The following is a 25,466-nucleotide window of genomic DNA, read 5'->3' as shown; positions in this document are numbered from 1 at the left end:
ATGCGAACGCTGGACTACAAGACAAAGGGCTCGCATTCGGGCGACACGAAAAGCCTGGTGATCTTCCTGCACGGCTATGGTGCGGATGGGTCGGACCTTCTGGGGCTGGCCGATCCGCTGGCCGAACACCTGCCCGACACGGTGTTCGTCGCCCCCGATGCGCCGGAACGCTCGGTGATGAATCCGATGGGATTTCAATGGTTTCCAATCCCTTGGATCGACGGATCCTCGGAAGAGGTCGCCGCCGAAGGCATGGAGCGCGCGGTGCATGATCTCAACGGCTTCCTCGATCAGGTGATGGCCGAGAATGGAGTCACAGCCGCCGAAACGGCGCTCGTTGGTTTCAGTCAGGGCACCATGATCAGCCTGCATGTCGCCCCGCGCCGGGCCGACGCGTTCGCCGCCGTCGTGGGCTTTTCGGGCCGTTTACTCGAGCCGGAGACGCTCGTGGACGAAGTGCTCGTGCGCCCGCCGGTCCTTCTGATCCACGGCGATGCCGATGAGGTCGTGCCGCCGCAAAGCCTGCCGGAGGCCGCCGACGGCCTCCAAACCGCCGGGTGGGAAGAGGTCTACGCCCATATTATGAAGGGCACCGGGCACGGCATCGCGCCCGACGGATTGAGCGTGGCATTGGCGTTTCTGCGCGAAAAGCTGCCGGGTTGAGCGCGTCACGAAACTGTCGCGCTCGAAGTGTACCCCTGCGACACAGGCACTGTATCTATTTTTCTTGCCGGATGGCTTCACCTAGATATAGTGGCTGAAAGGCAGGGGCGGGGGCTCCCGCTCTGGTGCCAGGTTGGGCAGACAGGGTGGTGAGGGACTCAATCCATGCAGGCGACGACCCCGGACAACATAGACGCGGATTTCCGAACCAATTTTGTGCGCGCACCGGGCGCGCTGCGCCATAACCCCGCGCTGGTCCTGAACGCCGATTACCGCCCGCTCAGCTATTACCCCCTGTCGCTCTGGCCCTGGCAGGAAGCGGTCAAGGCGGTCTGGCTCGAGCGGGTGCAGATCGTCGCGGAATATGAGGATTACGTCCATTCCCCCTCGACCGCGATCAAGATCCCGTCGGTCGTGGTGCTCAAGGATTACGTGAAGCCGCAAAAACGCGTGGCCTTCACCCGCTTCAACCTGTTCCTGCGCGATGAATTCAGCTGCCAGTATTGCGGCGGAAAGGGCGATCTGACCTTCGATCACGTTGTGCCCCGCGCCAAGGGCGGTGTGACGAGCTGGGAAAATGTCGTGGCCGCCTGCTCGCGGTGCAACCTGCGCAAGGGCTCGCGCAGCCTGAAGCATTCGGGCCTGTCCTTGCGCCAACCGCCACGGCAGCCCGGCGCCGAGGAATTGCGCAACCGGGGCCGCAAGTTTCCCCCCAATTACCTGCACGAAAGCTGGATGGATTTCCTCTATTGGGATTCCGAACTCGAAGCCTGAGCGCGCGCGCTTTCTTTGCTTTCCAAATACCTCGGGGGTTTGGGGGCTGGCCCCCAATTGGCCCCGCCGCTAGCCTGCCCCCGTCCATCCGAGCGAGGTGCCCCCATGTCCGATCCGTTCTTCCAGCCGCCCGCCGGCACCGACCTGCCGCGCTATGCGGGCGTCCCAAGCTTCATGCGGCTGCCCTATCTGCCCCCCGACCACCCCCGCCGCGCCGAGGTCGACATCGGCCTTTTCGGCATGCCTTGGGACGGGGCCACGTCGAACCGGCCCGGCGCGCGGCATGGGCCGCGGGGGCTCAGGGATGCGTCGACGATGATCCGCGAGATGAACCGCCATACCGGGCAGGAACCGTTCAAGGCCGCGCGCGTCGCCGATCTGGGCGATATCGCGATGAGCCCGGTCGATCAGGATCAGGCGCTGGACGCGGCGCAGAGCTTCGTGGCCGAGCTTCTGGGCCAGGACATCCGGCCCTTCATGGTGGGGGGCGATCACCTGTGTACGCTGGCGGTCTTGCGTGAATTGCGTGCCGCGCGGGGGGCACCTTTCGGGTTGATCCTGCTCGACAGCCACACCGATCTCTACCCGGCCTATTTCGGCGGAAAGACCCTGACCCACGGCAATCCGTTCCGGCAGGGGATCGAGGAAGGCTGCCTTGATCCGACCCGTACCGTGATGATCGGAATGCGCGGAACCTCTTATAATAACGAGGATTTTCAATACGGCCACGACCGGGGTGTGCGGATCATTCCGATCGAGGAATGCATGGAGCGGGGCTGGCAATCGACCCTTCAGGTCGCGCGCGAAGTGGTGGGCGACGGGCCAACATATGCCAGCTTCGACATCGATTTCATCGACCCCGCCTTCGCGCCGGGCACCGGCACGCCGGAGGTGGGGGGACCGACGTCGTATCAAGCCATCCAATGCGTGCGGGCGCTGCGCGGGCTGAACCTGATCGGGGCCGATCTGGTGGAGGTCGCGCCGCCGTTTGACACGGGCGGGATCACCGCGTGGCTGGGGGCATCGGTGATGTTCGAGATGCTCTGCGCGATGCAGCCCGATGGCTGAAACAGGCCATATAGATCCGGTATATATCCGGTATATCCTTGGTATATCCTTTCGATCTCTTCCATGAGCGATCCCAGTCACCGCTTGCCCGGGCATCTGGCCGAGACCGACCGCGCGGCAGGCTTCGAGATCACCGACGACTTCGCACGTTTCAGCCAGATGAACGACGTCTTCACGCGCGCGTTCTGGGACCCGTCCGTCAAATCGCCCGACACCGAGGCCTTTTTCGCCTCCTACCGGATGGAGGCCGCGCCGCGCCGGGGCGACGGGTTCACGCAGAAAGATTTCGCCCTCAGGAATGCGGCCTGGCTGATCAGCGATGTCATAAGCGAACGCAGCGCGGCCGAGGGGCTCCGCGAAGGGTTCCAGGGCGCGATCCGTGATGACACACCTGTGGCCCCCGACCGCGCCGAGATCGGGCCGCCCGACACGGAGGCCCGCGAGATCAAGGCCATCGCCAAGCTGTTCGGGGCGGACCTGATCGGCATCACCCACCGCGACGCGCGCTGGCATTATTCCGAGCGGCCCGACACGCGCACGATGGCGCCAGTGCGCGACGATGTGCCCGAGGGGCTGAGCCATGTGATCGTGATGGGGCACGCGATGGATGCGGATCTGGTCGAGACCTATCCAAGCGCGCTGGCGGGGGCGGCGACGGGGCGCGAATATTCCCATGAGGCCGCGATTGCGATGCAGGTCGCGGCCTATATCCGCAACCTCGGCTTCAACGCAGTGGCCAGCATGAATGACACTGCGCTGGTCATTCCCTATGCGATCAAGGCGGGGCTTGGCGAATATGGGCGCAATCAGATGGTGCTGACGCCGGAGTTTGGGCCACGGGTGCGGTTTTCCAAGATCTTCACCGATCTGCCGCTGGCCGTCGACGCCCCGCGCGATCTGGGCCTGAAGGGCTATTGCGAGGGCTGCGACGTCTGCGCGGCGGCCTGCCCGGTCAAGGCGCTGCCGTTTGGGGCGCCTGATTTCGGGGAGGAGGTCGCGCGCGGATCGCCCTCGACCCTGCGCGGGGTGAAGAAATGGTCGTCGAATGCGGAGGCGTGTTTTGGCTATTGGGCGAAGCTGAAAAGCGATTGCGCGATTTGCATGCGGGTGTGTCCGTTCACCGCGCCGCCGGGCGGAATCGCGGGGCGGGTCTGGTACGCGCTGGCCGCCGGGCGCGCGGGCGCATGGGGGCGATACCTGGCGCGGCGGTGGGCGGCACGGCGTGCGCGACCGCGACTGCGCCCGAAGGCATGGTGGGCGCGGATCGGCGGCTAAAGCGCGACCTCTGCGCGCAAGTGCTTGTTCCTTGCATTGAATTGATAGACTTTGCCCACAGGCTTCGGATAGAGAGGCGATGTTAGCGCTAACGCGAGCGGTTGAACGGCCCGAGACGTGACTGAACGGCCCGCGTTGCCCAAGTTTCGAGAGGACACAGCATGGTCTCGCGCGTCATTCCGGTCGATCCGTTTGATCTGGTGATTTTTGGCGGCACGGGTGATCTGGCCCGCCGCAAGATTTTGCCGGCGCTCTACCGCCGTTACCGCGATGGGCAGATGCCCGAAGAGGCGCGCATCATCGGGGCTGCCCGCTCCGAACTGGACGCTGATGGCTACCGCGCCGAGATCCGCGCGGCGTTCAAGGAATTCCTGCGCGCCGAGGAATGCGACGATCAGGTGGACGCCTTTCTGGAGCGCCTTGATTACCTGCCGATTGACGCGATGGGTGAGGGCGGTTGGCCCGAGTTGAAGACAAAGATGCGCGATGGCGTCACGCAGGCGTTCTACTTTTCGGTTGGCCCGAGCCTTTTTGGCGCGCTGGCCGAACGGTTGCACACAAATGGCATTGCGCGCAGCGACGCGCGGATCGTCGTGGAAAAGCCGTTCGGGCGCGACCTGGGCTCGGCCAAGGCGCTGAACGCGACACTGGCGCAGCATTTCGACGAGACGCAGATTTACCGGATCGACCATTATCTGGGCAAGGAAACGGTGCAGAACCTGATGGCGATCCGGTTCGGCAATGTGTTGTTCGAGCCGTTGTGGAACGCGCAATATGTCGACCACGTGCAAATCACCGTGGCCGAGGGCGTCGGCGTCGGTGGACGCGGGGCCTATTACGACAAATCCGGCGCGATGCGGGACATGGTGCAGAACCATTTGATGCAGCTTCTGTGCCTGACCGCGATGGAGCCGCCCAACAAGTTCGAGCCCGACGCCGTGCGCGACGAGAAGCTGAAGGTGATCCGCGCCCTGCAACCCGTGGCCCCCGCCGACATCGTGCGCGGGCAGTACAACGGCAACGACGGCCCGTCTTATGTCGAGGATGCCGAAACGCCGGACAGCCGCACCGAAAGCTACATCGCGATGAAGCTTGAGATCGCCAATTGGCGTTGGAACGGGACGCCGTTCTACCTGCGCACGGGCAAGCGGATGAAGGCGCGCAAATCCGAGATCGTGGTGACGTTCAAGGACACGCCGCATTCGATCTTCGACGAGGATGCCGGACAGCGCGCAAACATTTTGTCGATCCGGCTGCAACCCGATGAAGGGATTGATCTGAGCGTGACGATCAAGGAGCCGGGGCCGGGCGGCATGCGGCTTGTCGACGTGCCGCTCGACATGACCTTTGCCGAGGCGCTGGGGCCCGATGCAGAAAACGTGCCCGATGCCTACGAGCGGCTGATCATGGACGTGATCCGTGGCAATCAGACATTGTTCATGCGCGGCGATGAGGTCGAGGCGGCCTGGGCCTGGACCGATCCGATTATCGAGGGCTGGACCGAGCGGCGCGACAAACCGGCAGGCTATGATGCGGGGTCCAGCGGGCCGGAAGAGGCGCTGATGCTGATGCACCGCGATGGGCGGCGGTGGAGGGATCTGACGTGACCTTCATTGAATATCCCGACCGCGAGATGATGATGCTCGACTTGGCCGATACGCTGACGGGCGAGTTGGCCGATGCCTTGCGACGCCACGACACGGCGACGTTCTGCGTGCCCGGCGGCTCAACCCCGGGGCCGATTTTCGACGTGATGAGCGAGCAGGCGCTGGATTGGGACAGGGTGTCGGTGGTGCTCAACGACGAGCGCTGGGTGGAGGAAGACAGCCCCCGGTCAAACACCGCGATGCTGCGCAAAAGGTTATTGGTTTCAAAGGCGTCCGAGGCGACGTTGATCCCGCTCTTCAAGACAGGTGTGGCCGCCGAAGACGCGATGGAAGAACTTGGCCAAGGCCTCGACGGGCATTTGCCGATCTCGGTTCTGCTGTTGGGAATGGGCGCGGACATGCATACCGCGTCGCTGTTTCCCGGCGCCGATAACCTGACGGCGGCGCTGGCGGCGGATGCGCCGCGCCTGATGCCGATGCGGGCCGAGGGCGCGGGCGAGCCGCGCATCACGCTGAGTGCGCCGGTTCTGAATGGCGCGCTCAGCAAACATATCGTGATCACCGGGACCGAAAAGCGCGAGGCGATTGAACGCGCGCGCCATCTTGACCCGCAGGACGCGCCCATCGCGGCCGTGTTGCAGGGCGCCAACGTGCATTGGGCGGAGTAGCGAACATGAGCGATATCTGGGCGGAATTGTCGGCACATCACGCGGACCACGCGGGGCGCAGGATCCTCGATCTGTTCGACAGACCGAACCGGGCGGCGGCGTTTCAAGCCTCGGCCGATGGGCTGCTGCTGGATTATTCCAAGACCCAGATCGACGACGGCGCGCGGTCACTGTTGCTGGAGCTGGCGCGCACGCGCCGGGTCGAGACCCGCCGCGAGGAAATGTTTGCCGGGGCCGCCATAAACGAGACCGAAGGGCGCGCCGTTTTGCACACCGCCCTGCGCGCCGAAACCGGACCGATCAAGGTCGACGGTACGGATGTCATGCCCGAGGTGCTTGAAACCCGCGCGCGGTGTCTTGCCTTCGCCGAAGCCGTGCGCAGCGGGGCGTTTGCGGGCGCGGGCGGGCGGTTCACGGATGTTGTCAACATTGGCATCGGTGGATCCGATCTTGGGCCCGCGATGGCGACGCTGGCGCTGGCACCGTATCACGACGGGCCGCGGCTGCATTATGTGTCGAATGTTGATGGCGCTGACATCAACGACGCCTTGCAAGGGCTTGATCCAAAAACAACTTTGGTTGTTGTGGCCTCCAAGACCTTCACCACGATCGAGACCATGACCAACGCGCAGACCGCACGCGATTGGATGGCCAAGGCGGTCGCCGACCCGGCCACGCAGTTTGCTGCCCTCAGCTCGGCTGAGGCCAAGGCGGGCGCCTTCGGCATCCCCGCGGATCGCGTCTTCGGGTTCGAGGATTGGGTTGGCGGGCGCTATTCGCTTTGGGGGCCGATCGGCCTCGGGATCATGATCGCCGTGGGGCACGACGCGTTCGCGCAATTCCTGGCCGGTGGCTACGCGATGGACCGCCATTTCCGGGAGGCCGATCTGGCCGACAACCTGCCGATCCTGCTGGCGCTGGTGGGGATTTGGCACAATCAGGTGCAGGGCTTTGCCACCCGCGCCGTGCTGCCGTATGACAATCGGCTCAGCCGACTGCCGGCCTACCTTCAGCAGCTGGAAATGGAGAGCAACGGCAAATCCGTCGCCATGGACGGAAGCCCCCTGCCGCGCCACTCGGGGCCGGTTGTGTGGGGTGAGCCGGGCACCAACGGGCAGCATGCGTTCTATCAACTGATCCATCAGGGCACGCGCGTTATCCCTTGCGAATTCCTCGTGGCCGCGCGGGGCCATGAGCCCGATCTGACGCATCACCACCGGCTTCTGGTGGCCAATTGCCTGGCGCAATCAGAAGCGCTGATGCGGGGCCGGTCGATGGACGAGGCCCGCGCAATGATGGCCGAGAAGGGCCTGAGCGGGGCAGAGTTGGAGCGACAGGCCGCGCATCGCGTCTTTGCGGGAAACCGGCCTTCCACAACGCTGCTCTATGATCAGTTAACGCCGTTTACCCTTGGACAGATCATCGCCCTCTACGAGCATCGTGTGTTCGTAGAAGGGGTGATCCTTGGGCTGAATTCCTTCGACCAATGGGGTGTGGAACTGGGCAAGGAGCTGGCCATAGCGCTGGAGCCGGTTTTGACCGGGGCGTCGGACGGGGCGGGCAAGGATGGCTCGACCCTGGCGCTGGTGGCGGCGGTCCGGACCGCGCAGGCGGGGTAGTCCACGCCCGCGCGATCGGCTCTTGCCTCAGTCGAACAGGCTTCCGAGACCGTCACAGCTGACGCATTCGCCGGTGCCGCTTGCCGGAGGTTCCGCCCCCCGCTCCGTCACCTCGGAGCTTCTCAGCGACGGGTCGGAGGCAAGGCGGTCGCGCGGCGACGAGACGCGCGTGGGCTCGTCCCTCGTGGGTGTGTCGGTGCCGCGCTGCATGCCGCAGACGTAGCCGGAATAATTGCCGAAGACGGTGCCTTGGGGAAACAGGCCCGAGGCGCTGACCCATTGGATCGCGGCCCGTTCGTTCATGATGATGTTAGGGGTCAATCCCGCCTGGCCCGGCGCGATCGTGTAACGCGCGCCGCCATCGACGATGTGCAGCACGGTGCCGAAGGTCGACGAATTCGCATCATTGCACAGGCTGACGCCGACGAAATTGGCCGAAGCGGGCGCCGCGAAAAGCGCGGTCGCGATGCAGAGCGCGGCGCGCGACAGGGTGGGTTTTGCAGAGGATCTGGTCATGGGGGTCACCTTCGAAATTGAATGGGTTCAAATGGTCTTGTGATGACCGTCGTGACAAAAAGGACGGTCGCAAATGCCGCAACATGGTCTGATCTGCGCCAAAAAAACGCGCCATTGTTGCGGATGCGATCAGGTTAACGCCACGGGTCGGCTGGCAACACTACGGGATTCCGGAAGTCTTCGGGCGCGCGGCTAGCCGTCGGGCGTGGCGGTGTCATCGCGCATAAAGGCGGTGCGCCCGGCCTCGGGGATGGGGTATCGGCCCGGCGCGTCGCGGTTGAGCAGGACCACGATGCATGATCCGCGCGCCATTTCCTGCGCGACGTCCCGGGCCGGGCCTTGCGGCAGCCAGACGGCGAATTCCATCGTGAAGGACGTATTGCGAAACCGGCTGACCCGGCCCGTGACGACGTAATCGTGCCCCAGCCCCATCTCGGCGAGATAGGTGCATTCGACCTGTTTGAGGACCAATCGCGGGCTATTGGGGCCGTAATCCGTGACCTGCCGCGCCTTCAGGAACGGCAGGCGGAAGCTTTCGAACCAGCGCAGGTAGGCGGTGTGATTGACGTGGCCGATGGCGTCGAGTTCACCAAACCGGACCCGGTCGGCGAGGCCGAAGGTCCAGGGCGCAGGAATGCCCAAGCCGCGCAGATTGTCGGGCCCGAGGGGCGTGTGATAGGGCAGATTGGCCATGGTGTGAGTGTGGCGGGAGCCTGCGGAAGGGGCAAGATGGCACGTATCGTATTCGATCTGGATGGCACGCTTCTCGACAGTGCGCCGGACATTTGCCTTGCGGGCAATCTGGCGCTTGAGGGCACCGGCGCGGCCCCCATGGAGGTGGCGGAGGCGCGCGAATATGTGGGCTCGGGCGCGGGGGTGTTCGTGGAGCGGATGCGGATCGCGCGGGGCCTGCCCGAGCGGACGCATGCGGGGCTTCTGGCGCGATTTCTGGACGCCTATGAGGGGGCGGTGCACCGCACGGAGGTCTATCCCGGCGTTGTCGCGGCCTTGGGCGCGTTGCGCGATGCGGGCCATGCGCTGGGGATTTGCACCAACAAGCCGATCGCCCCGACGCGCGCGGTTCTGGCGCATTTCGAGCTGACGGGATTTTTCGCGGCGATGTACGGCGGCGACAGCCTGCCCGTGCGCAAGCCCGACCCCGCGCCCTTGCACGCGGCGGTGCAGGCGTTGGGCGAAGGGCCCGCGTTGTTCGTGGGCGACAGCGAGGTCGATGCGCAAACCGGGGATCGTGCCGGGGTGCCCACGTTGATCTTCACGCCCGGCTACCGCAAGGCACCGTTGGACGCGCTGCCCCACGCGGGCGCGTTCGACCATTGGTACGAGATGCCGGGTCTGGCGGAGGCGGTGTTGGGATGTGTTGGAGCGGGTAACGGGAATCGAACCCGTAACTGAAGCTTGGGAAGCTTTCGTGATACCTTTTCACCATACCCGCCGCTGACGCACGTGTTAGGTAATGCAGCGGTCGGGGTCAAGAAGTGGGCACGCGATGCAGGACGCATCTTATCAGGATATGGCGGATATCGTCGCGGACGAGCGGTCATGGATCTATGGTGCGTCGCCGCCGCCGCCTGCGGATGGCGCGGCGGTGCCGCCGTGGCTGGCAGGGCGCACCTACGTCCGCCCTGAGGACCGCCGGGCGGTGTTCGCACGCGCGCGCAAGGTTATGGCGCGCGGCCTTGGTGATCCGGCGTTGGAGGTCGTGGCGCGATTCGAAGAGCTGTTCTTGATCAACGCGCTGTTTTGCGGCGCGCTCCAAGAGGCGCGTGCCTTGGTGGAGGCGCGTTGCCCGGCCGACCATGTGGCGCGCGGCGAGATGTTGGAAACGGCCCATCGCGTGCAATCCATGGCGGCCTGTGTGTTGGCAATGTGCGGCGAGGATGACGCGGCCCTGGCGATGATGGAGAATTTGGGTCAGCAGGGCGACAGTCAATTCTGGCGGTTCAACATCCGCACAGAGCGCGAGGGTGCGCCGTTTGCGCGGTGTGGGCGCGATCAATGGTTGGACCGGATTGAGCGCACAGAGCCGTATCAGGCGATCCTGACGCGGTACCTGACGCACTGGTCACAGGCGGTGGCCATGAGCGAGCAGGGACCGCTGCGGATGGCGGAGGACGCCGTGCTTGGCGGCAAGGCGAGGAAGAAATGCGGGTTGAGCGGCGAAAAGCTTGCCCCCGGCACCGAGATCGTGCGCTACCGGTTCGCCTTTGAGGGAGAGGTGAACGAAATGCGCATGGCGTCGCGTGCGGCGTTTGATGCAAGCCCGCTGCACACCGCGCGCGCCGCGTTCGAGGCCAACGCGGTGCCGCTTGAGGCGATGTTTCCAGCCCTGCGCCATATGCGGGATTGGGTGCGCGCGCCGGAGATTGCGATCTATTATCAGCAGATGGCGGACGGCGCCGCGTTCGACCCTGACCGCGCGGCGGCGCTCATCACCCGCCCGAACCGCAAACCGATCGACTATTACCTCGAAGGCGAAGGCCGCACCTATGACCGCAGCGTGCCGCATTACCATGCAAGCGAAGGCCATGGCGTGGCGGGCACGCTGTTTTGGAAACTGGTCCGCGCCGGGCAGTCCGACGCCGTTGCGGATGCGGCGCAGGCGTTGCCGGATGCGGATTGCTTCTTTGCGCTGGCGGCCTGCTATGACGACGGCGCCGTGGCCGGGCGGGCCGCGCGGCATTTCGATCTGCCCGATCTGCCGAAGATGGTGGCGCTTGCGTTGAAGGGACGAGCGCGGGGGAAAACGGCGGCGCAACTGGCCGATTACGGCGCGGCGCATCCGCGTTGGCGCAGGGCGATTGCCATGGCGATGGAGCGCTATGCGCTGCACCTCTACAGCGGTTTTGTGCCAAGCGTGAACTGGTTCTACGCGGGGTGGGAGCGGTTTTCGCGGGCTTATGGGTCAAGTCTGATGTTCTTTTGCACGGACACGCCCGACGATATTCCGGCGCTGGCGCACGCGATGCGGGAGCGCAAGTTGATCCGGAGCGGCGCCGGGACCGCAAGCGATTGCTATTCCGTCTGCGGGCCGATGTTTTACCAAGCGACCCTGTTGAGCCTGTCTCGCAACGACCCCGCGGAATTGCAGCGCTGGCTGGACGCCGCGTGGATGACGAACCGCCGAAAAGACCCCGCCGACAGGGCGATGCGCAAATTTGTCGGCGGGTGAGGTTTTTATTCTGCCGCGAGCGTGGCGGAGGTGTCGGGGGCCTCGCCGAAGCCCTTGGGCACCGGCAGATCGGGCAGGCCGGCGGCGCGCTTTTGCAACGCGCGCCCGATGACCACGCGGCTGATCTCGGTGGTGCCGTCGACAATCCGCAGCATCTGCGCCAACCGCGACAGGCGATCCAGGCCGTAGGGCTGCAACAGACCCATGCCCCCCAAGACCTGCGTACAGGTGTTGGCGGCCTTCACGGCTGCGTCGGGCACGAAGCGTTTGGCATGCGCGGCCATCAACGGGCCCTCGGGCGTGCCGAGCGCCTCGGCGGCGCGGCGGTAGAGCAATTTGGAGGCTTCGAGATCGGTGGCCACCTCGCCCAACATCCATTGGATGCCATCCAGATCGAGGGTCTTGCCCGCGAACATCTTGCGGTTCTTGGCATAGGACAGCGCCGTGTCGAGCGCCGATTGCATCAACCCGCAACACCCCGACGCGATGGACACGCGCGCGATGTCAATGGCCATGAGCGAGCCTTGCAGGCCCTGGCCGATGGGCAGGATGATGTTGTCTTCGCTGACCACCACGCGGTCGAGATACATCTCGGACATGGGCAGGAAATTGTAGGACGGCGTCTCGTAAAGTGGGCCAAAACTGATCCCCGGCGCGTCGGCGGGAATGGCGATCATGGCCATGTCCTTGTGGCCGGGCGCGTCGCTGGTTTTCACGACGGTGAAATAGATGTCGGCCTCGGTTGCGAGGCTGACCCACGCCTTCGCGCCGCTGATCGTCCAGGTGCCGTCGTCGTTGATCGTTGCGCGGGTGTACATCTTCATCGGGTCGGAGCCGGATTGCGGTTCCGTGAGTGCGAAATTGGCCAGCTTGCGGCCCGAGGTCAGATCCCGCGCCCACACGGCCTTGAACGCGTCGGTGCCGTACCCGCAGCCCGCGAAGGTGCAGATGTTGTGCATGGACAGCGCAAAGGCGTAGGCCCCGTCGCCAAGCCCAAGCTGTTCGTAGATCTGGATGCCCTCGGACAGTGGTAGCCCCTGACCGCCAAGCTCTTCGGGGGCGTAAAGCCCGGCCAGACCGGCGGCCCCGGCCAGATCGGACGCCGCGCGGGGCCAGGCCTTGGCGGCGTTCCAGTCATCGACATTGGGGGCGATGACGTCCGTGGCATGGGTCCTGGCGGCGGCGAGGAGGCGATCGAGTTTTTCCGACATGGGTTTGGTTCCGTGCGTTGGGCGCTGTCGCATTGTGCCGTTTCGGGGGCGGCGCGCGTGCATTGCGGCGGGTGCGGGACAGGCGGATGAAGTGCCTGTTTGTAAGCCCTACTTAGGAGTTATTAGGCAATGCCTCTATCTCGGGAGGTGACAGCAACTTGTCGAAAAGTGACAAAATCAGGCAGATGTCGCGGGCGTCCGACGATAGCTGCTGGGGGTGTTGCCGGTCCAGCGTTGGAACGCCTTGTGGAAGTTGGCTGCAGAAGAGAACCCGACATCTCGGGCGATGGCTTCGACGCTATAGGCGTCGGTTTGCAAAAGGCGGATCGCGATGTCGCGGCGCAGCGCGTCCTTGATCGCCTGAAACGAGGTGCCGTCGGCGTGCAATTTGCGGATCAGCGTGCGCGGCGTCATGTGCAGCGCCTGCGCCGCGCCGGTCAGGTTGGCATCGTCCCATGGCGTCTGGCTGAGGTAGGTGCGCACGCGCAACGATTGGGTGTGCTGCGAAGAGCGGGTGAAGATCCAGTCGCGCGGGGCGTTTTCCAGGAACAGGTCCAGATCGGCGGTCGACCGCACCTGCACCGGCCCCAGATCGGAAAGGCTGAAGGCGAGCGCGGTGGCCGGTTGATCAAAGCGCACCGGCGCGGGGAAGATGACGGCGTCATCCTCGTCGAAAGGGGGGCGCGCGAAGGCGAAGCGGATCTCGTGGACCGGCACCTCGCGCCGGGCGAGCCACGACATCAGGCCGTGGGCCAGCTTCAGGATCAGCATATGGCCGAAGCGCTGCGCGGGGTGCTCGGTCAGCGGCGACAGGCGCAGGGTCAGGGTGGTGTCGGTTTCGACAAGCGCGAATTGGTGATCATCGAGCAGCAGGTTCCAGAAGGTCGAAAACCGGTAGAGCGCGGAGGACAGCGACGTCGCCTCGCGCACCGAGGTCAGCAGATGTTGCAAGGCGCGCGGCCGGATCGGGCGCGACCAAAGACCCATCATCTCGTCGCCGGTCTCCACCGCGGCGTGTTGGTAAAGGCTTACGATCTGATCGAGCGTGACGCGGCCCTGCGGCGTGGCGGGGCCGGGGTGCAGGTCCGCGCGGTGAAGCAGCGTGCGGAACTGCGCGTCGGTGCACAGCGGGCGCAACGCGTCGAGCCAATCCGCGATGAAGGCGTTGGAAACGGTCGAAAGCTGCGGCTGAGTATCGGGGGTCATGGCGCGCGGCCTCTCAAGCGACATCTGCGGGGCAGGTTCAGCCGCGCCGCCGCCTGCGCCGCCCGCCGCCCTCGCCCGGGGCCGTGCCGCTGGCCCCGAAGGCGACATTGGGCAGCGGCGCGATCTTGGCCAGTTCCGGGAATGGGTCGGTGGCGTGCGGGATGGCGTTGGCGTTGACGAAATGCTCCTGAAATTTCGGCTCGATGGCGGTCTCGACCTTGTGGATCTGGTGCACGATCTCTTCGATGCGGGTGCGGGCGGCCCGGTTGCAGAGCGCGATCCGCGCCCCGTGACCCGCCGCATTGCCCGCGGACTGGACCTTGTCGAGCGGCACATCGGGGATCATGCCCAGAACCATGGCGTGTTTGGGCGAGATATGGGCCCCGAACGCCCCGGCCAGAACGACGCGGTCCACGCGGTCCACGCCGCGCTGGTCCATCAACAGGCGCGCGCCCGCGTAAAGCGCGGATTTCGCCAGCTGAATGGCGCGGATATCGCCCTGCGTGACGGTGATGCGCGGCCCGCCCTGTTCGGTGGCGTCATGGATCAGATAGGCGTGGGTGCGGCCCGTGGGCTCGGATCGCGGCGTGCCGGTGGCCTCGGCCGAGCCGATCAGGCCCGAGGCATCAAGCAGGCCGGCCATGCGCATCTCGGCGACCGCTTCGATGATGCCCGAGCCGCAAATCCCGGTGATCCGGGTCTCGGAGGGGAAGGCGGGGTCATCGGACCAAAGCTCACACCCGATGATGCGAAACCGGGGCTCTTTGGTCGTTGGGTCAATCTCGATCCGCTCGATCGCACCGGGGGCGGCGCGTTGCCCGGACGAAATCTGCGCCCCCTCGAACGCGGGGCCCGTGGGCGAGGAACAGGCAAGCACGCCACTGGCATCGCCAAGCAGGATTTCGGCATTGGTTCCCACATCAACAATGAGCGCCAAGTCACGGGATGTATTGGGTTCTTCGGCCAGCGCCACGGCGGCGGCATCCGCCCCCACATGGCCCGCGATACACGGCAGAAGGTAGGTCCGCGCGGTGGGCGCCACGTCCGACAGGCCAATGTCGCGGGCGTCCATCGTGAGGCTGCCGGAGGTGGCAAGCGCGAAGGGGGCCTGACCCAATTCCACCGGGTCAATGCCGAGCAGAAGGTGGTGCATCACCGGGTTGCACACGATCACGGCCTCGAAAATGAGCGCAGGGTCAACGCCCGCCTCGGCCGCGATGTCACCGGCCAGCGTGTTCAGCGCCTTCTGCACCGCGCCGGTCATTTCGGCATCGCCGCCGGGGTTCATCATCACGTAGCTGACCCGGCTCATCAGGTCTTCGCCAAAGCGGATCTGCGGGTTCATCAGGCCCGACGACGCCAGCACGCTGCCATCGGTCAGGTCGCACAGATGCGCCGCGATTGTGGTCGAACCGAGATCGACGGCGAGGCCATAAAGCCCGCCCTCGTGCAGGCCGGGCCAGACGCCGAGGATCTGCGCGGTGTCGCTGTTCGCGGGGTGGTGCACGGCGACGGAGACCTGCCATTTGCCCTTGCGCAGGGCCGGTTGCAGCGCCTTGAGCACGGTCAGGGGGGCTGTGACGGGCGCGATGCCCCATTGGGTCTTGAGCGCGTCGGCGACCCGTTCAAGATCACCCGAGGGCTCGTGCATATCAGGCTCCACCACATCGATCATCATCAGCCGCGTGGCGGGATCCATGGTGATCGGCTTGGAGGACGCGGCCTTGCGCACCACCTGTTTGTGGACCTGGGATTCGGGCGGCACGTCGACGACGATATCGCCCTGAACCGTGGCCTGACAGCCCAAGCGGCGGCCGGCCTTCAGGCCACGCACGCGGTCGTACCGCGCCTCGACCTCGTTCCATTCTGACAGGGCAGTGTCGGAGACCGTGACGCCATGTTTGGGGAAATCGCCATAGCTTGGCGCGATCTGGCATTTCGAGCAGATGCCCCGCCCGCCGCAAACGCTGTCGAGATCAACGCCCAATTGCCGCGCAGCGGTCAGGATCGGGGTGCCAACGGCAAAATGGCCGCGCTTGCCGGAAGGGGTGAAAATGACGAGGGGGTTGTGATCGCTCATGGGGTTGCCCGGTTGTCTTGGCTTGGGCGTGTGTATCCCGGTGCAGGGGACAAAACAGTCGCAAATGCGTCAAGATTTACATGAGGCGCGTCACATTCCCCCGGTTTCCTCAAGCCACGCGAGGATGGCGCTGCGATCGCCGTCGAGAGCCGGGGCAGGCGGGCGCGTCACAGGATCGGGCAGGCGGGACATCTTGATCGGGTTGCCAGCGGCCTTCAGGGGCGGTTCATCGACTTGGCCAAGGACGTCGATTACCATGTTGCGGGCGCGGATCTGGGGATCGTGCATCGCCTCGGCCACGTTCTGGATCGGGCCGGTGGGGACGCCTGCCGCCTCGAGAGTTGCGATCCAGTGGGCGATTGGGTGGTGCAGGGTCTCCAACTCGATCATGCGCTTGAGCAGGCGGGCATTGTCGCAGCGTGCAGGGTTGGTGGAAAAGCGGGGGTCGTCGGCCCAGTCCCTGTGCCCCAACGTCTCGGCCAGCCTGGCGAAAAGCATATCGTTGCCCGCGGCGATCACGAAAAGCCCGTCTGCGGCGTGGAACGTCTCGAACGGTGTGATCGACGGGTGCCGGGCACCGGATGGGCCGGGCGGGGCCTGACCGGCGGACACCATGGCGACGGCATGTTCAAGGATGGCGAGCTGGCAATCGAGCATGGCAACGTCAACCAACTGGCCCAGGCCGGTTTTCGTCCGATCATAAAGCGCGGCGAGCAGGCCCTGACCCAAGGCCATACCGGCCACGATATCGCCGATGGAGGCCCCCACGCGCACCGGGTCGCGGCCCGCTTCGCCGGTCATCGACATCACGCCGCCCCGCGCCTGCACGACCATATCATAGGCGGGTTTGAGCGCTTCCGGCCCGGTCTGTCCGAAGCCGGAGACAGCGCCGTAGATCAGGCGTGGGTATCTGGCGTGAAGCGTGCCCCAACCATAGCCCAGACGCTCCATCACGCCGGGGCGGTCGTTTTCGAGGATCACATCGGCGCGTGCCAGAAGCCGGTCGAAGATGGCGCGATCGTCGTCTGATTTCAGATTGAGGGCGATGGATTGCTTGCCGTGGTTGAGGCCGCGAAAATAGGCGCTTTCACCGTTGACGAAGGGAGGAAAGGCGCGGGTATCGTCGCCCGTGCCGGGGCGTTCGACCTTGATGATCCGTGCGCCAAGTGCGCAGAGGGTTTGCGTACAATACGGACCGGCAAGCACATGGGTGCGGTCGATGACAAGGATGTCGGACAGGGGGGCATCGGATCGGGTCATGCTGCGGGTCCGCTGGTGAGGGTTGCGCAACACAAAAGGGCAGGCCGCGCTGGCCTGCCCTGATCTGCATCAATTCGCGTCTCGATGGACGCGCGATCGCACGTCCTATGATGCGCGCCGGCGACGCCCGCCGTCCCGGCCGCGCCGAGGGGCGGCATCGGGGTCTTTGTTGAACGCGATCCAGGCCCCGCCGCCGTCATCGTGGTTGAGCAGGAAATTTGCGGCGCGAATGGCCTCCATCTCCTTGCCCGCGCGGGGTTTGGTGGAGCCCATGCCGAAGAGTTTCACGAAGGCCTCGTCATCCATGCCCTCGGGCAGGATCACGCCAGCGGCCTCGACCAACGCCTTCTTTTCGGCGATTTTCTTGGGGCCGATCGGCAGCGCGACGGGGTTCATGATCGCGCTGGTCATGCCGGCCGAAAACGCCATCGGCAGGAAGGCGTTGTTGATCCCGTGCCGGTTTGGCAGCCCGAAGGAGATGTTGGACGCCCCGCAGGTGGTGTTCACCCCCAATTCCTCGCGCAGGCGGCGGACCAGCGTGAACACCTGATGGCCCGCCGTCGCCATGGCACCGATGGGCATGACAAGCGGATCGACCACGATGTCATGGGCTGGAATGCCGAAATCGGCGGCGCGTTCGACGATCTTCTTGGCGACCGCGAAGCGCACATCGGGATCTTCGGAAATGCCGGTGTCGTCGTTGGAAATCGCCACCACCGGCACGTTGTATTTCGCGACCAGCGGCAGGACCAGTTCAAGGCGGTCTTCCTCGCCGGTGACGGAATTCAGAAGCGGGCGACCTTCGGCGGCGGCCAGCCCATTTTCCAGAGCGCCGGGCACCGAGCTGTCGATGCACAGCGGGCAATCGGTGACGGATTGCACGGTTTCCACCAGCTGCTGCATCAGGGTGGGTTCAACGAAATTGTTGTCCGCGTAACGGGGATCTTCGGCCATCTTGTTGGAAAAGACCGCGCCCGAGTTGATGTCGAGCACGGTGGCCCCCGCTTCCACCTGCGCGATGGCGTCGGCCTGCACGCGGGAGAAATCGCCGCGCTCCAATTCCTCGTTGAGGATCTTGCGGCCGGTGGGGTTGATCCGTTCGCCAATGACGCAAAACGGCTCGTCAAAGCCGATTACGGTGGTCTTGGTCTTCGACTCGATGATCGTGCGCGTCATGTGCGGGATGTCCTAGATGTCAGCGTCGGGATTGGCAGGCACCGTCGAGGCCCCGCCATTGGCGATGGCCCATTTGGCATTGGTCTTGATGCCGCCAAGCGGGAAGAAGTGGATCGCCTCGATCAGGCTATCGGGATTGGCGGCCTTGTGGGCGGCCAGATCACCCATGATCTCGCCCGGCTCGAACGGCAGCAGGAGCTTGGTGACGTCCTTGGCGCGTTTCTGCAGCACCGAAAGCGATTTACCCACCCCGCAGGCGATGGCGAATTTGATCAGCGTCTGCAGCTTCGCGGGGCCCGCAATGCCAAGGTGGATCGGCAAGGTGATGCCCTCGGCCTTCAGGCGGTCGGCCCATGTGATCGCGGTCTCGGCCTCGAACAGGAACTGCGTGGCCAGCGCCATCTGCGCATCGCTGCGGTTGGCGAAATCCTGTTTCCAGCGCAACGCCTCGGACACCATCGCATCGCCGCCATCGGGATCGATATCGCGGTTGCCTTCGGGATGGCCCGCGACATGGAGGCGGGTCACACCGGCCTTGTCGAAAAGCCCGGTTTCCATGAGCTGCATGGAGGAATGGAAATCACCATGGGGCTTGTCCACGCCACCGGCCAGCAAAAGCGCCTGGGTGATGTCGGCCTCGCCGCGGTAGCGCGCGATCCAGTCCTCAAGCGTGGCGACGTCGCGGATGATGCGTGCGGGGAAATGCGGCATCGGATCAAAGCCCTCGGCGCGCAGGCGCGCGGCGGTGGCGACCATGTCGTCGATCGGTGTGCCCTCGATATGGGCGATGTAGACGCGGGTGCCTTGGGGCAGAAGCGCGCGGAAATCATCGACCTTCTGCGCGGTGCGCGGCATCACCTCGATGGAATAGCCCTGCAAAAGCGCCTCCATCTCGGGCGTTGGGGCGGTCGTGTCGGGCGCAGGCGCGGCCTTGCGGAAGTTGAGAAGCGACATGAGTGTCTCCCGGAGGCTCATTTGTGGGACAGGGCGATCAGGGCGCGGTCGAGGGGGCGTATCCCTCGGCCTCGATCAGGGACTTCAGGCGGGCATTGTCATACGCGGCATCAAGGGCTGCGGCCTCGGCGGCGGCGGCGTCCTTCAGATCACCCTGCGCCTCGCCCACCACAACGCGGTGAAAGCCCGCAAGATAGGCATCGTCATCCTTCGCGCCCACCTTCATCGCGGCGCGGTCAATCGCCTGCTCGAACCGCTCGGGCAGCGGCATCTTCGCGCCCGTCCGGCCCTTGCCGACAATGACTTGCGCGGGGATATCGCGCCAGAAGACGTGGGTGATCGCAGCCATGTTCCGGTTCCTTCCCGTTGCGGCACATCCGACTCGGCGCGCAGGTGGTTTTGCGCACCATAGGCGCGCGTCGCGCGCGCGCCGGTCCTGTTTTCGACATGCGCGGCCCGCAAAACGACGCCATTGCCAGTGCAGCCCATCGTAAAGCGTCAGCGCGGCAGGGGCGAGGGGCCGGTCCGCCCGAAATTTTCAAGAAGAACATGAAGCCACCATGGATCGCCCATTGTTTCAAATCCGTGAACACGCTACGCTGTTTATAACTTTGCAATCGAAATGGCGGTGCCCCATGTCGCGTGAGCGCTCTGGCGGGGATGGACCGTTCCCCAGACCCGTGGCGCCCGTGACGCCGAAGTCCGAGCCGGGTGCCATACCCTCTGTTGAGCGGCGCCCCGCGTCGGCCCGGAAGTCGGGTCCCGACCCCGATGATCTTTATGCCGCGCTCGATCTGGGCACGAATTCCTGCCGCATGTTGATTGCGCAGCCCAAGGGCAGCCAGTTGCACGTGGTGGATTCGTTTTCGAAATCCGTGCAGCTGGGGCAGGGGTTGGAGGCGTCGGGTCGGTTGGGCCGTGCGTCCATGGCCCGCGCCGTGGGCGCACTCAAGATCTGCCAGAAAAAGCTGAGCAAACATCGGGTGGAACGCGCGCGACTGGTCGCGACGGAGGCCTGCCGACGGGCCACCAATGCGTCCGAGTTCATCAATCTGGTGCGGCGCGAGACCAGCCTGCAACTCGACATCATCGAGCCCGAGGAAGAGGCGCGGCTGGCCGTTGTATCCTGTGCGCCGCTGGTCTCGACCCGCACCGAGCAGCTTCTGGTGGTCGATATCGGCGGCGGCTCCACCGAGCTGGTCTGGATCGACCTCTCCCGTGTGCCGAAACTCGAACGCCCCAAGGCGATCATGCGGCTGCACCACGGGTTCGACAATGCCGACGACGTGTTTCCGCGCGCCAAGGTGGTCGACTGGATCTCCATCCCGCTTGGCGTCGCCACGTTGAAGGACCTTTATGACGATGTCGCCGATGACGGCGCGCGTTTTGCCTTGATGAGTTGGTATTTCGAGGAGCAACTGGCCGAATTCTCGCCCTATGACGATGCCGCCGAACAGGCCCGCGAAGGCTTCCAGATCATCGGCACCTCCGGCACGGTGACGACGGTTGCGGCCTCGCATCTGGGCCTGCGCCGCTACGACCGCAACAAGGTCGACGGGCTGCGCATGACCTCCGATCAGATTGACACGGTGATCAATGGCTACCTCGCCCTTGGCCCCGAAGGCCGCCGCCGCGACCCGCGCATCGGGCGCGACCGGCAGACCCTGATCATGTCGGGAGCCGCGATCCTGCAGGCGCTGCTGCGCGCCTGGCCCACGGATCGGTTGAGCGTCGCCGACCGCGGCCTGCGCGAGGGGTTGCTTTATGCGCAGATGAGCCGCGATGGCGTGCTGGAAGACGGCCCGTATTAAGCGTGGCCTACACACCGACCGACCCCGTCACGTCCGAGGCCGAAGTCCGCGCCGTGATCGACGGTGTACATATCGCGCAGCAGCACAAGGTGATCGACCACATCGACCACCATTGTCGCGTCTGGATCGCCCATTCCCCATTTCTGGTGATGTCGACCGTCGATGCGGCTGGCCGCCTCGATGCCTCGCCCAAGGGCGATCCGCCAGGCTTCGTGACGGTGGTAGATGCGCAAACGCTGGCCATTCCCGACCGGCCCGGAAATCACCTGTTCATGGGGTTCCGCAATATCCTTGAGACCGGGCGCATCGGGCTGGTGTTTTTCGTGCCCAAGCGCAACGAGGTCCTGCGCGTGAACGGATCCGCGCAGGTGGTGCGCGACGCGGGCCTGCGTGAGGCGATGGCGATCAAGGGCCGCGTGCCGGACTTCGCGATTGTAGCCCATGTGGAAGAGGCGTTCTTCCATTGCGGCAAGGCGGTGCTTAGATCAGGGCTGTGGCGGCGCGAGGCGGCGGGACCGGTCGATGCGCTGCCGAGCTATGCCGAGGCGATCCACGATCAGGGCCGGTTGCAGGCGCTTGACGTACCGCTTGAGGCCGTGGAGAAGCGCCTGAAACACAATGACGAGAACCGGCTTTACGACGAATAAGCCCCGGGAGCCTGTTATGGTAAAGAACACAAGCGGACGCGGGCAGCGGGACCTGAAGGTCAAAGTCAAGACCGCGCGCGGCCGCAAGCTCAGCTCGACCCGCTGGCTCGAACGGCAACTCAACGACCCCTATGTGGCGCGCGCCAAACGCGACGGCTACCGCGGGCGGGCGGCCTACAAGATCCTGGAACTCGACGACAAATACCGCTTTCTTGTGCCCGGTGCGCGGGTCGTTGACCTGGGCTGTGCGCCCGGCGGCTGGTGCCAGGTGGCCGCGCGCCGCGTGAATGCCCTGGGCGAGAAATCCGGCAAGGCCGTGGGCCGCATCATCGGACTCGACCTGCAAGAGATGGAGCCGATCGCAGGCTGCGAATTGCACCAGCTCGACTTCATGGAAGACGGCGCCGATGACAAGGTCAAGGCATGGCTCGGCGGCCCCGCCGATGTGGTGATGTCCGACATGGCCGCCTCCGCGTCGGGCCACAAACAGACGGACCACATGCGCATCATCGCGCTGTGCGAAGCGGCGGCTGAGTTGGCCTTCGACGTGCTGGAGCCGGGCGGCACCTTCGTGGCCAAGGTGCTGGCGGGCGGCGCGGAAGGCACGCTGCAACAGACCCTCAAACAACGGTTCAAGAAGGTCTCCAACGTCAAACCGGGCGCGTCGCGCTCCGACAGTTCCGAGAAATTCGTCGTGGCCACCGGCTTCAAGGGCTGAACGCGCGCCGGCTTGGCCCTTTTGGGCGTCCTTGCAGCCGCGCCCTGTCTTCCATTGGTCAAAAATACCTCGGGGGGAGTCCGTAGGACGGGGGGCAGCGCCCCCTTGGCAAGGTTCCCTCGGAACCTTGCCACCGGCGACGCCGAAGGCGGCGCAATCCCTCCGCCCCGCAGGGCACACCACATTTCGTCCTTGCCCCGCGCCGCACCCCATGGGATAGGGACGTGCCAACCGACACCCTCCAAGGAGACGCCCTGATGGAGATTCGCGAGGCCCTCACATTTGACGATGTTCTCCTTGTGCCGGGCAAAAGCTCGGTCCTGCCATCGGATGCCGACACCCGCACCCAGGTGACGAAAACCATCGCGCTCAACATCCCGTTGCTCAGCTCGGCCATGGACACCGTGACCGAGGCGCGCATGGCCATCGCCATGGCTCAGGCCGGCGGCATGGGCGTGATCCACCGCAACCTCGATACCGAGGCGCAGGCGCGCGAGGTGCGCCGCGTCAAACGGTTCGAGAGCGGCATCGTCTACAACCCCGTCACCCTGACCCCCGATCAGACGCTCGCCGATGCGAAGGACTTGATGGAGCGCTATGGGTTCTCCGGCTTTCCGGTCATCGACGCGGCCCGCCGTGTGCTCGGCATCGTCACCAACCGCGACATGCGCTTTGCCAATCACGACGACACGCCGGTGCGCGTGATGATGACCTCCGACGACCTCGCCATCCTGCGCGAACCGGCCGACCGCGACGAAGCGATCAGCCTGATGAAGGCGCGGCGCATCGAAAAGCTGCTGGTGACGAATGCAGAGGGCAAACTGACCGGCCTTCTGACCCTGAAAGACACCGAACAGGCGGTCCTGAACCCGCAGGCCTGCAAGGATCCTCTGGGCCGTCTGCGCGTGGCGGCGGCCACCACGGTTGGCGACGCCGGGTTCGAGCGCTCCGAGGCGCTGATTGATGCGGGCTGCGACCTGATCGTGATCGACACCGCCCACGGCCATTCTGAGGGTGTCGCCCACGCGGTCTCGCGGGTGAAGGGTCTGTCGAACGAGGTGCAAGTCGTCGCTGGCAACGTCGCCACCGCCGAGGCGACCCGCGCCCTGATCGACGCGGGCGCGGATGCGATCAAGGTCGGCATCGGGCCGGGGTCGATCTGTACCACGCGGATTGTGGCAGGCGTTGGCGTGCCGCAGCTCACCGCGATCTCCGATTGCGCGGAAGAGGCCCTGAAAACCGGCACCCCGGTCATCGCCGATGGCGGAATCAAATTCTCCGGCGATTTCGCCAAGGCCATCGCGGCGGGGGCGCATTGCGCCATGGTTGGCTCGATGATCGCAGGCACCGACGAAAGCCCCGGCGAAGTGATCCTGTTCCAGGGCCGCAGCTACAAATCCTATCGCGGCATGGGCTCGCTCGGTGCGATGGCGCGTGGCTCGGCTGATCGTTATTTCCAAAAGGACGCCGCCTCCGACAAGCTGGTGCCCGAGGGCATCGAAGGGCAGGTGCCCTACAAAGGCTCCGCCGGGACCGTGGTGCACCAGTTGATCGGTGGTCTGCGCGCGGCGATGGGCTACACCGGCTGCGGCACGGTCGATGAGATGCGGCAGAATTGCCAATTCGTGCGGATCACCGGGTCTGGCTTGAAGGAAAGCCATGTACACGATGTGCAGATCACGCGTGAAAGCCCGAATTACCGCGCAGGATGAAAAGGTTGCGTGACGTTCTTCATGTGATGCATTAGGATGCGCGACGCTGCGCGATATGCCGCTGCCATCGGGATCGTGGATGCTTGGCTTGACGGGGCTCCGGTCGAGCAGGCGCTGACGCGGTGGGCGCGAGGCGCGCGGTATGCCGGATCGAAAGACCGCGCGGCGGTGCGCGACATCGTCTACGGCGTGCTGCGGCGCAAAACCTCCTGCGCGGCGCTCGGCGGCGGCGAAACGGGCCGGGCGCTGATCCTTGGCTGGCTGCGCAGCGCAGCACGCGACACGGACGCGGTTTTCACCGGAGAGGGCCACGCCCCGCCGCCGTTGACGGCGGACGAGCGGACCACGGGCGCGCAGCCGTCGCTCCCGCATCCCGACGTCCCCCAATGGATGTTGGCGGAACTGGAGCCCACGCTCGTTTCCGATGGAACGCTGGATCATCTGCAGGACCGCGCGCCGCTGTGGCTGCGCGTCAATCGCCGCAAAACCACGCCCCGGGAGGCGGCGGAGGCACTGGCCGCCGATGGTGTCACCGCCACGCCCCATCCCGACCTGCCGACCGCCCTTCGGGTCGATGACGGGGAACGGCGGCTGCGCAACGGGCGCGCGTATCAAGACGGTTTGGTCGAGATCCAGGACCTCTCGCCGCATTGGGCGGTTGCGCGGCTCGATCTGTCGCAGACGGGCACGGTGTTGGATTTCTGTGCGGGGGGCGGCGGCAAGGCGCTGGCGCTTGCCGACCGAAGCGACGCCCGGATCCTTGCCCATGATGCGCTGCCGCGACGGATGGCGGATTTGCCCGCCCGTGCCGCCCGCGCCGGGGTGCGGATCGACACGCTCGCCCCGGAGGCTCTGGCGACGTCCGGCCCGTTCGATCTGGTGCTGACGGATGTGCCCTGTTCCGGCAGCGGGACCTGGCGGCGCGACCCGGAGGCGAAATGGCGCCTGACCCGCGACGCGCTCGCCGATCTCTTGCGGGTGCAGGCGGAAATCCTGGACCAGGCCGCCGATCTCGTGGCCCCCGGTGGGCAGCTTGTTTACATGACCTGTTCGCTGTTTCGGGCCGAAAACGACGCTCAGATCGAGGCGTTTTTGACCCGGCGCCCGGGCTGGCAGTGCAGCGCGCGCCGCCTCGATACGCCGATCACCGCCTCGGACGGGTTCTTCTCCGCGATCCTCCGGCGGCAAGAAGACTCGCCACAGGCCTGACGATCAGGCATTCTTAAACCATTGTTAACCTTTTTGAGACACCTCTTGGGGACAACGCGGGTCCGCATGCAGCGCGTGGCTTGCCCCGACCAAAGGCGAGGG

Annotated in this window: 23 protein-coding genes and 1 tRNA gene; 14 read left to right on the top strand and 10 right to left on the bottom strand. The window is 65.3% G+C overall.

Annotated features, from left to right (window positions below):
• The 7 genes from V8J83_RS05085 to pgi all read left to right on the top strand — a co-directional run bounded on the left by V8J83_RS05085 (position 1) and on the right by pgi (position 7,674).
• Entirely contained in the window at positions 1-663 is a 663-nt protein-coding gene (locus tag V8J83_RS05085) for an alpha/beta hydrolase (protein ID WP_339984114.1), read from the top strand.
• A 189-nt stretch (positions 664-852) separates the two neighbouring features.
• Positions 853-1,437 carry an HNH endonuclease gene (locus V8J83_RS05080; protein WP_339985994.1) on the top strand — a complete coding sequence of 195 codons (585 nt, stop codon included), beginning with the start codon at positions 853-855 and terminating at the stop codon, positions 1,435-1,437.
• Between the two features lie 105 nt (positions 1,438-1,542).
• Positions 1,543-2,505, top strand: a complete 963-nt coding sequence (gene speB / locus V8J83_RS05075; protein ID WP_339984112.1) for an agmatinase — start codon at positions 1,543-1,545, stop codon at positions 2,503-2,505.
• Between the two features lie 63 nt (positions 2,506-2,568).
• Positions 2,569-3,780: a reductive dehalogenase domain-containing protein gene (locus V8J83_RS05070; RefSeq protein WP_339984110.1), complete on the top strand. Its 1,212-nt coding sequence runs from the start codon at positions 2,569-2,571 to the stop codon at positions 3,778-3,780.
• Positions 3,781-3,941: 161 nt separating this feature from the next.
• A complete protein-coding gene (gene zwf / locus V8J83_RS05065; RefSeq protein ID WP_339984108.1) occupies positions 3,942-5,387 on the top strand; it encodes a glucose-6-phosphate dehydrogenase in 1,446 nt (481 codons plus the stop codon).
• Positions 5,384-6,055, top strand: coding sequence for a 6-phosphogluconolactonase (pgl, locus tag V8J83_RS05060; protein ID WP_339984106.1), 672 nt, complete (start codon positions 5,384-5,386; stop codon positions 6,053-6,055). The genes zwf and pgl overlap by 4 nt, the downstream gene beginning before the upstream one ends.
• 5 nt (positions 6,056-6,060) lie before the next feature.
• Positions 6,061-7,674 (top strand): glucose-6-phosphate isomerase, encoded by a 1,614-nt coding sequence (gene pgi, locus V8J83_RS05055; RefSeq protein ID WP_339984104.1) that lies wholly within the window; start codon positions 6,061-6,063, stop codon positions 7,672-7,674.
• 27 nt (positions 7,675-7,701) lie between these two features.
• Here pgi and V8J83_RS05050 read toward each other — a convergent pair whose 3' ends face one another.
• Together V8J83_RS05050 and V8J83_RS05045 are read right to left on the bottom strand one after the other, a co-directional pair.
• A complete protein-coding gene (locus tag V8J83_RS05050) occupies positions 7,702-8,190 on the bottom strand; it encodes a hypothetical protein (RefSeq protein WP_339984102.1) in 489 nt (162 codons plus the stop codon).
• A gap of 192 nt (positions 8,191-8,382) precedes the next feature.
• Entirely contained in the window at positions 8,383-8,883 is a 501-nt protein-coding gene (locus tag V8J83_RS05045; RefSeq protein ID WP_339984100.1) for an acyl-CoA thioesterase, read from the bottom strand.
• A 36-nt stretch (positions 8,884-8,919) separates the two neighbouring features.
• Here V8J83_RS05045 and gph point away from each other — a divergent pair, with 36 nt between their 5' ends.
• A complete protein-coding gene (gene gph, locus V8J83_RS05040; RefSeq protein WP_339984098.1) occupies positions 8,920-9,603 on the top strand; it encodes a phosphoglycolate phosphatase in 684 nt (227 codons plus the stop codon).
• Here gph and V8J83_RS05035 read toward each other — a convergent pair.
• A tRNA-Gly gene (locus tag V8J83_RS05035) sits at positions 9,570-9,643 on the bottom strand. The genes gph and V8J83_RS05035 overlap by 34 nt on opposite strands.
• Before the next feature lie 54 nt (positions 9,644-9,697).
• Here V8J83_RS05035 and V8J83_RS05030 point away from each other — a divergent pair.
• The gene (locus tag V8J83_RS05030) at positions 9,698-11,380 is read left to right on the top strand and encodes a hypothetical protein (RefSeq protein WP_339984096.1); all 1,683 of its coding nucleotides are present in this window, start codon (positions 9,698-9,700) and stop codon (positions 11,378-11,380) included.
• A gap of 5 nt (positions 11,381-11,385) precedes the next feature.
• On the opposite strand, the gene V8J83_RS05025 is transcribed toward V8J83_RS05030, so the two are convergent.
• The 7 genes from V8J83_RS05025 to V8J83_RS04995 all read right to left on the bottom strand — a co-directional run bounded on the left by V8J83_RS05025 (position 11,386) and on the right by V8J83_RS04995 (position 19,616).
• Entirely contained in the window at positions 11,386-12,591 is a 1,206-nt protein-coding gene (locus tag V8J83_RS05025) for an acyl-CoA dehydrogenase family protein (protein WP_339984094.1), read from the bottom strand.
• Between the two features lie 177 nt (positions 12,592-12,768).
• Positions 12,769-13,797 carry an AraC family transcriptional regulator gene (locus V8J83_RS05020; protein ID WP_339984092.1) on the bottom strand — a complete coding sequence of 343 codons (1,029 nt, stop codon included), beginning with the start codon at positions 13,795-13,797 and terminating at the stop codon, positions 12,769-12,771.
• A 37-nt stretch (positions 13,798-13,834) separates the two neighbouring features.
• A complete protein-coding gene (locus V8J83_RS05015) occupies positions 13,835-15,877 on the bottom strand; it encodes an ASKHA domain-containing protein (RefSeq protein WP_339984090.1) in 2,043 nt (680 codons plus the stop codon).
• Between the two features lie 90 nt (positions 15,878-15,967).
• Complete coding sequence (locus V8J83_RS05010; protein ID WP_339984088.1) at positions 15,968-17,137, bottom strand: CaiB/BaiF CoA transferase family protein; 1,170 nt, start codon at positions 17,135-17,137, stop codon at positions 15,968-15,970.
• A gap of 105 nt (positions 17,138-17,242) precedes the next feature.
• Positions 17,243-18,313: a methyltetrahydrofolate cobalamin methyltransferase gene (locus V8J83_RS05005; protein ID WP_339984086.1), complete on the bottom strand. Its 1,071-nt coding sequence runs from the start codon at positions 18,311-18,313 to the stop codon at positions 17,243-17,245.
• Between the two features lie 12 nt (positions 18,314-18,325).
• Complete coding sequence (locus tag V8J83_RS05000; RefSeq protein ID WP_339984084.1) at positions 18,326-19,267, bottom strand: methylenetetrahydrofolate reductase; 942 nt, start codon at positions 19,265-19,267, stop codon at positions 18,326-18,328.
• A gap of 37 nt (positions 19,268-19,304) precedes the next feature.
• Positions 19,305-19,616, bottom strand: coding sequence for a virulence factor (locus tag V8J83_RS04995; RefSeq protein ID WP_339984082.1), 312 nt, complete (start codon positions 19,614-19,616; stop codon positions 19,305-19,307).
• A 286-nt stretch (positions 19,617-19,902) separates the two neighbouring features.
• Here V8J83_RS04995 and V8J83_RS04990 point away from each other — a divergent pair, with 286 nt between their 5' ends.
• The 5 genes from V8J83_RS04990 to V8J83_RS04970 all read left to right on the top strand — a co-directional run bounded on the left by V8J83_RS04990 (position 19,903) and on the right by V8J83_RS04970 (position 25,364).
• On the top strand, positions 19,903-21,078 hold the full coding sequence (locus V8J83_RS04990) for a Ppx/GppA phosphatase family protein (RefSeq protein WP_339984079.1): 1,176 nt from the start codon (positions 19,903-19,905) through the stop codon (positions 21,076-21,078).
• 2 nt (positions 21,079-21,080) lie between these two features.
• Entirely contained in the window at positions 21,081-21,725 is a 645-nt protein-coding gene (locus V8J83_RS04985; RefSeq protein WP_339984077.1) for an MSMEG_1061 family FMN-dependent PPOX-type flavoprotein, read from the top strand.
• 16 nt (positions 21,726-21,741) lie between these two features.
• Positions 21,742-22,443, top strand: a complete 702-nt coding sequence (locus V8J83_RS04980; protein ID WP_339984075.1) for an RlmE family RNA methyltransferase — start codon at positions 21,742-21,744, stop codon at positions 22,441-22,443.
• A 257-nt stretch (positions 22,444-22,700) separates the two neighbouring features.
• Positions 22,701-24,155, top strand: coding sequence for an IMP dehydrogenase (guaB, locus tag V8J83_RS04975; protein WP_339984073.1), 1,455 nt, complete (start codon positions 22,701-22,703; stop codon positions 24,153-24,155).
• 36 nt (positions 24,156-24,191) lie between these two features.
• Complete coding sequence (locus tag V8J83_RS04970; RefSeq protein WP_339984071.1) at positions 24,192-25,364, top strand: RsmB/NOP family class I SAM-dependent RNA methyltransferase; 1,173 nt, start codon at positions 24,192-24,194, stop codon at positions 25,362-25,364.
• Positions 25,365-25,466 lie beyond the last annotated feature (102 nt).

Origin of the sequence: Gymnodinialimonas ulvae (assembly GCF_037543845.1) — a bacterium.
Taxonomy (GTDB): domain Bacteria; phylum Pseudomonadota; class Alphaproteobacteria; order Rhodobacterales; family Rhodobacteraceae; genus Gymnodinialimonas; species Gymnodinialimonas ulvae.
Note: the sequence above shows the minus strand (reverse complement) of the source record. Positions and strands in the feature narration are given on the sequence as shown.

What these genes read in the sequence shown, in the direction of transcription:
- V8J83_RS05085 (WP_339984114.1), top strand. Translation starts at nt 1, where the DNA reads ATGCGAACGCTGGACTACAAGACAAAGGGCTCGCATTCGGGCGACACG.
- speB (WP_339984112.1), top strand. Translation starts at nt 1,543, where the DNA reads ATGTCCGATCCGTTCTTCCAGCCGCCCGCCGGCACCGACCTGCCGCGC.
- V8J83_RS05070 (WP_339984110.1), top strand. Translation starts at nt 2,569, where the DNA reads ATGAGCGATCCCAGTCACCGCTTGCCCGGGCATCTGGCCGAGACCGAC.
- zwf (WP_339984108.1), top strand. Translation starts at nt 3,942, where the DNA reads ATGGTCTCGCGCGTCATTCCGGTCGATCCGTTTGATCTGGTGATTTTT.
- pgi (WP_339984104.1), top strand. Translation starts at nt 6,061, where the DNA reads ATGAGCGATATCTGGGCGGAATTGTCGGCACATCACGCGGACCACGCG.
- V8J83_RS05050 (WP_339984102.1), bottom strand. Translation starts at nt 8,190, where the DNA reads ATGACCAGATCCTCTGCAAAACCCACCCTGTCGCGCGCCGCGCTCTGC.
- V8J83_RS05045 (WP_339984100.1), bottom strand. Translation starts at nt 8,883, where the DNA reads ATGGCCAATCTGCCCTATCACACGCCCCTCGGGCCCGACAATCTGCGC.
- gph (WP_339984098.1), top strand. Translation starts at nt 8,920, where the DNA reads ATGGCACGTATCGTATTCGATCTGGATGGCACGCTTCTCGACAGTGCG.
- V8J83_RS05030 (WP_339984096.1), top strand. Translation starts at nt 9,698, where the DNA reads ATGCAGGACGCATCTTATCAGGATATGGCGGATATCGTCGCGGACGAG.
- V8J83_RS05025 (WP_339984094.1), bottom strand. Translation starts at nt 12,591, where the DNA reads ATGTCGGAAAAACTCGATCGCCTCCTCGCCGCCGCCAGGACCCATGCC.
- V8J83_RS05020 (WP_339984092.1), bottom strand. Translation starts at nt 13,797, where the DNA reads ATGACCCCCGATACTCAGCCGCAGCTTTCGACCGTTTCCAACGCCTTC.
- V8J83_RS05015 (WP_339984090.1), bottom strand. Translation starts at nt 15,877, where the DNA reads ATGAGCGATCACAACCCCCTCGTCATTTTCACCCCTTCCGGCAAGCGC.
- V8J83_RS05010 (WP_339984088.1), bottom strand. Translation starts at nt 17,137, where the DNA reads ATGACCCGATCCGATGCCCCCCTGTCCGACATCCTTGTCATCGACCGC.
- V8J83_RS05005 (WP_339984086.1), bottom strand. Translation starts at nt 18,313, where the DNA reads ATGACGCGCACGATCATCGAGTCGAAGACCAAGACCACCGTAATCGGC.
- V8J83_RS05000 (WP_339984084.1), bottom strand. Translation starts at nt 19,267, where the DNA reads ATGTCGCTTCTCAACTTCCGCAAGGCCGCGCCTGCGCCCGACACGACC.
- V8J83_RS04995 (WP_339984082.1), bottom strand. Translation starts at nt 19,616, where the DNA reads ATGGCTGCGATCACCCACGTCTTCTGGCGCGATATCCCCGCGCAAGTC.
- V8J83_RS04990 (WP_339984079.1), top strand. Translation starts at nt 19,903, where the DNA reads ATGTCGCGTGAGCGCTCTGGCGGGGATGGACCGTTCCCCAGACCCGTG.
- V8J83_RS04980 (WP_339984075.1), top strand. Translation starts at nt 21,742, where the DNA reads ATGGTAAAGAACACAAGCGGACGCGGGCAGCGGGACCTGAAGGTCAAA.
- guaB (WP_339984073.1), top strand. Translation starts at nt 22,701, where the DNA reads ATGGAGATTCGCGAGGCCCTCACATTTGACGATGTTCTCCTTGTGCCG.
- V8J83_RS04970 (WP_339984071.1), top strand. Translation starts at nt 24,192, where the DNA reads ATGCGCGACGCTGCGCGATATGCCGCTGCCATCGGGATCGTGGATGCT.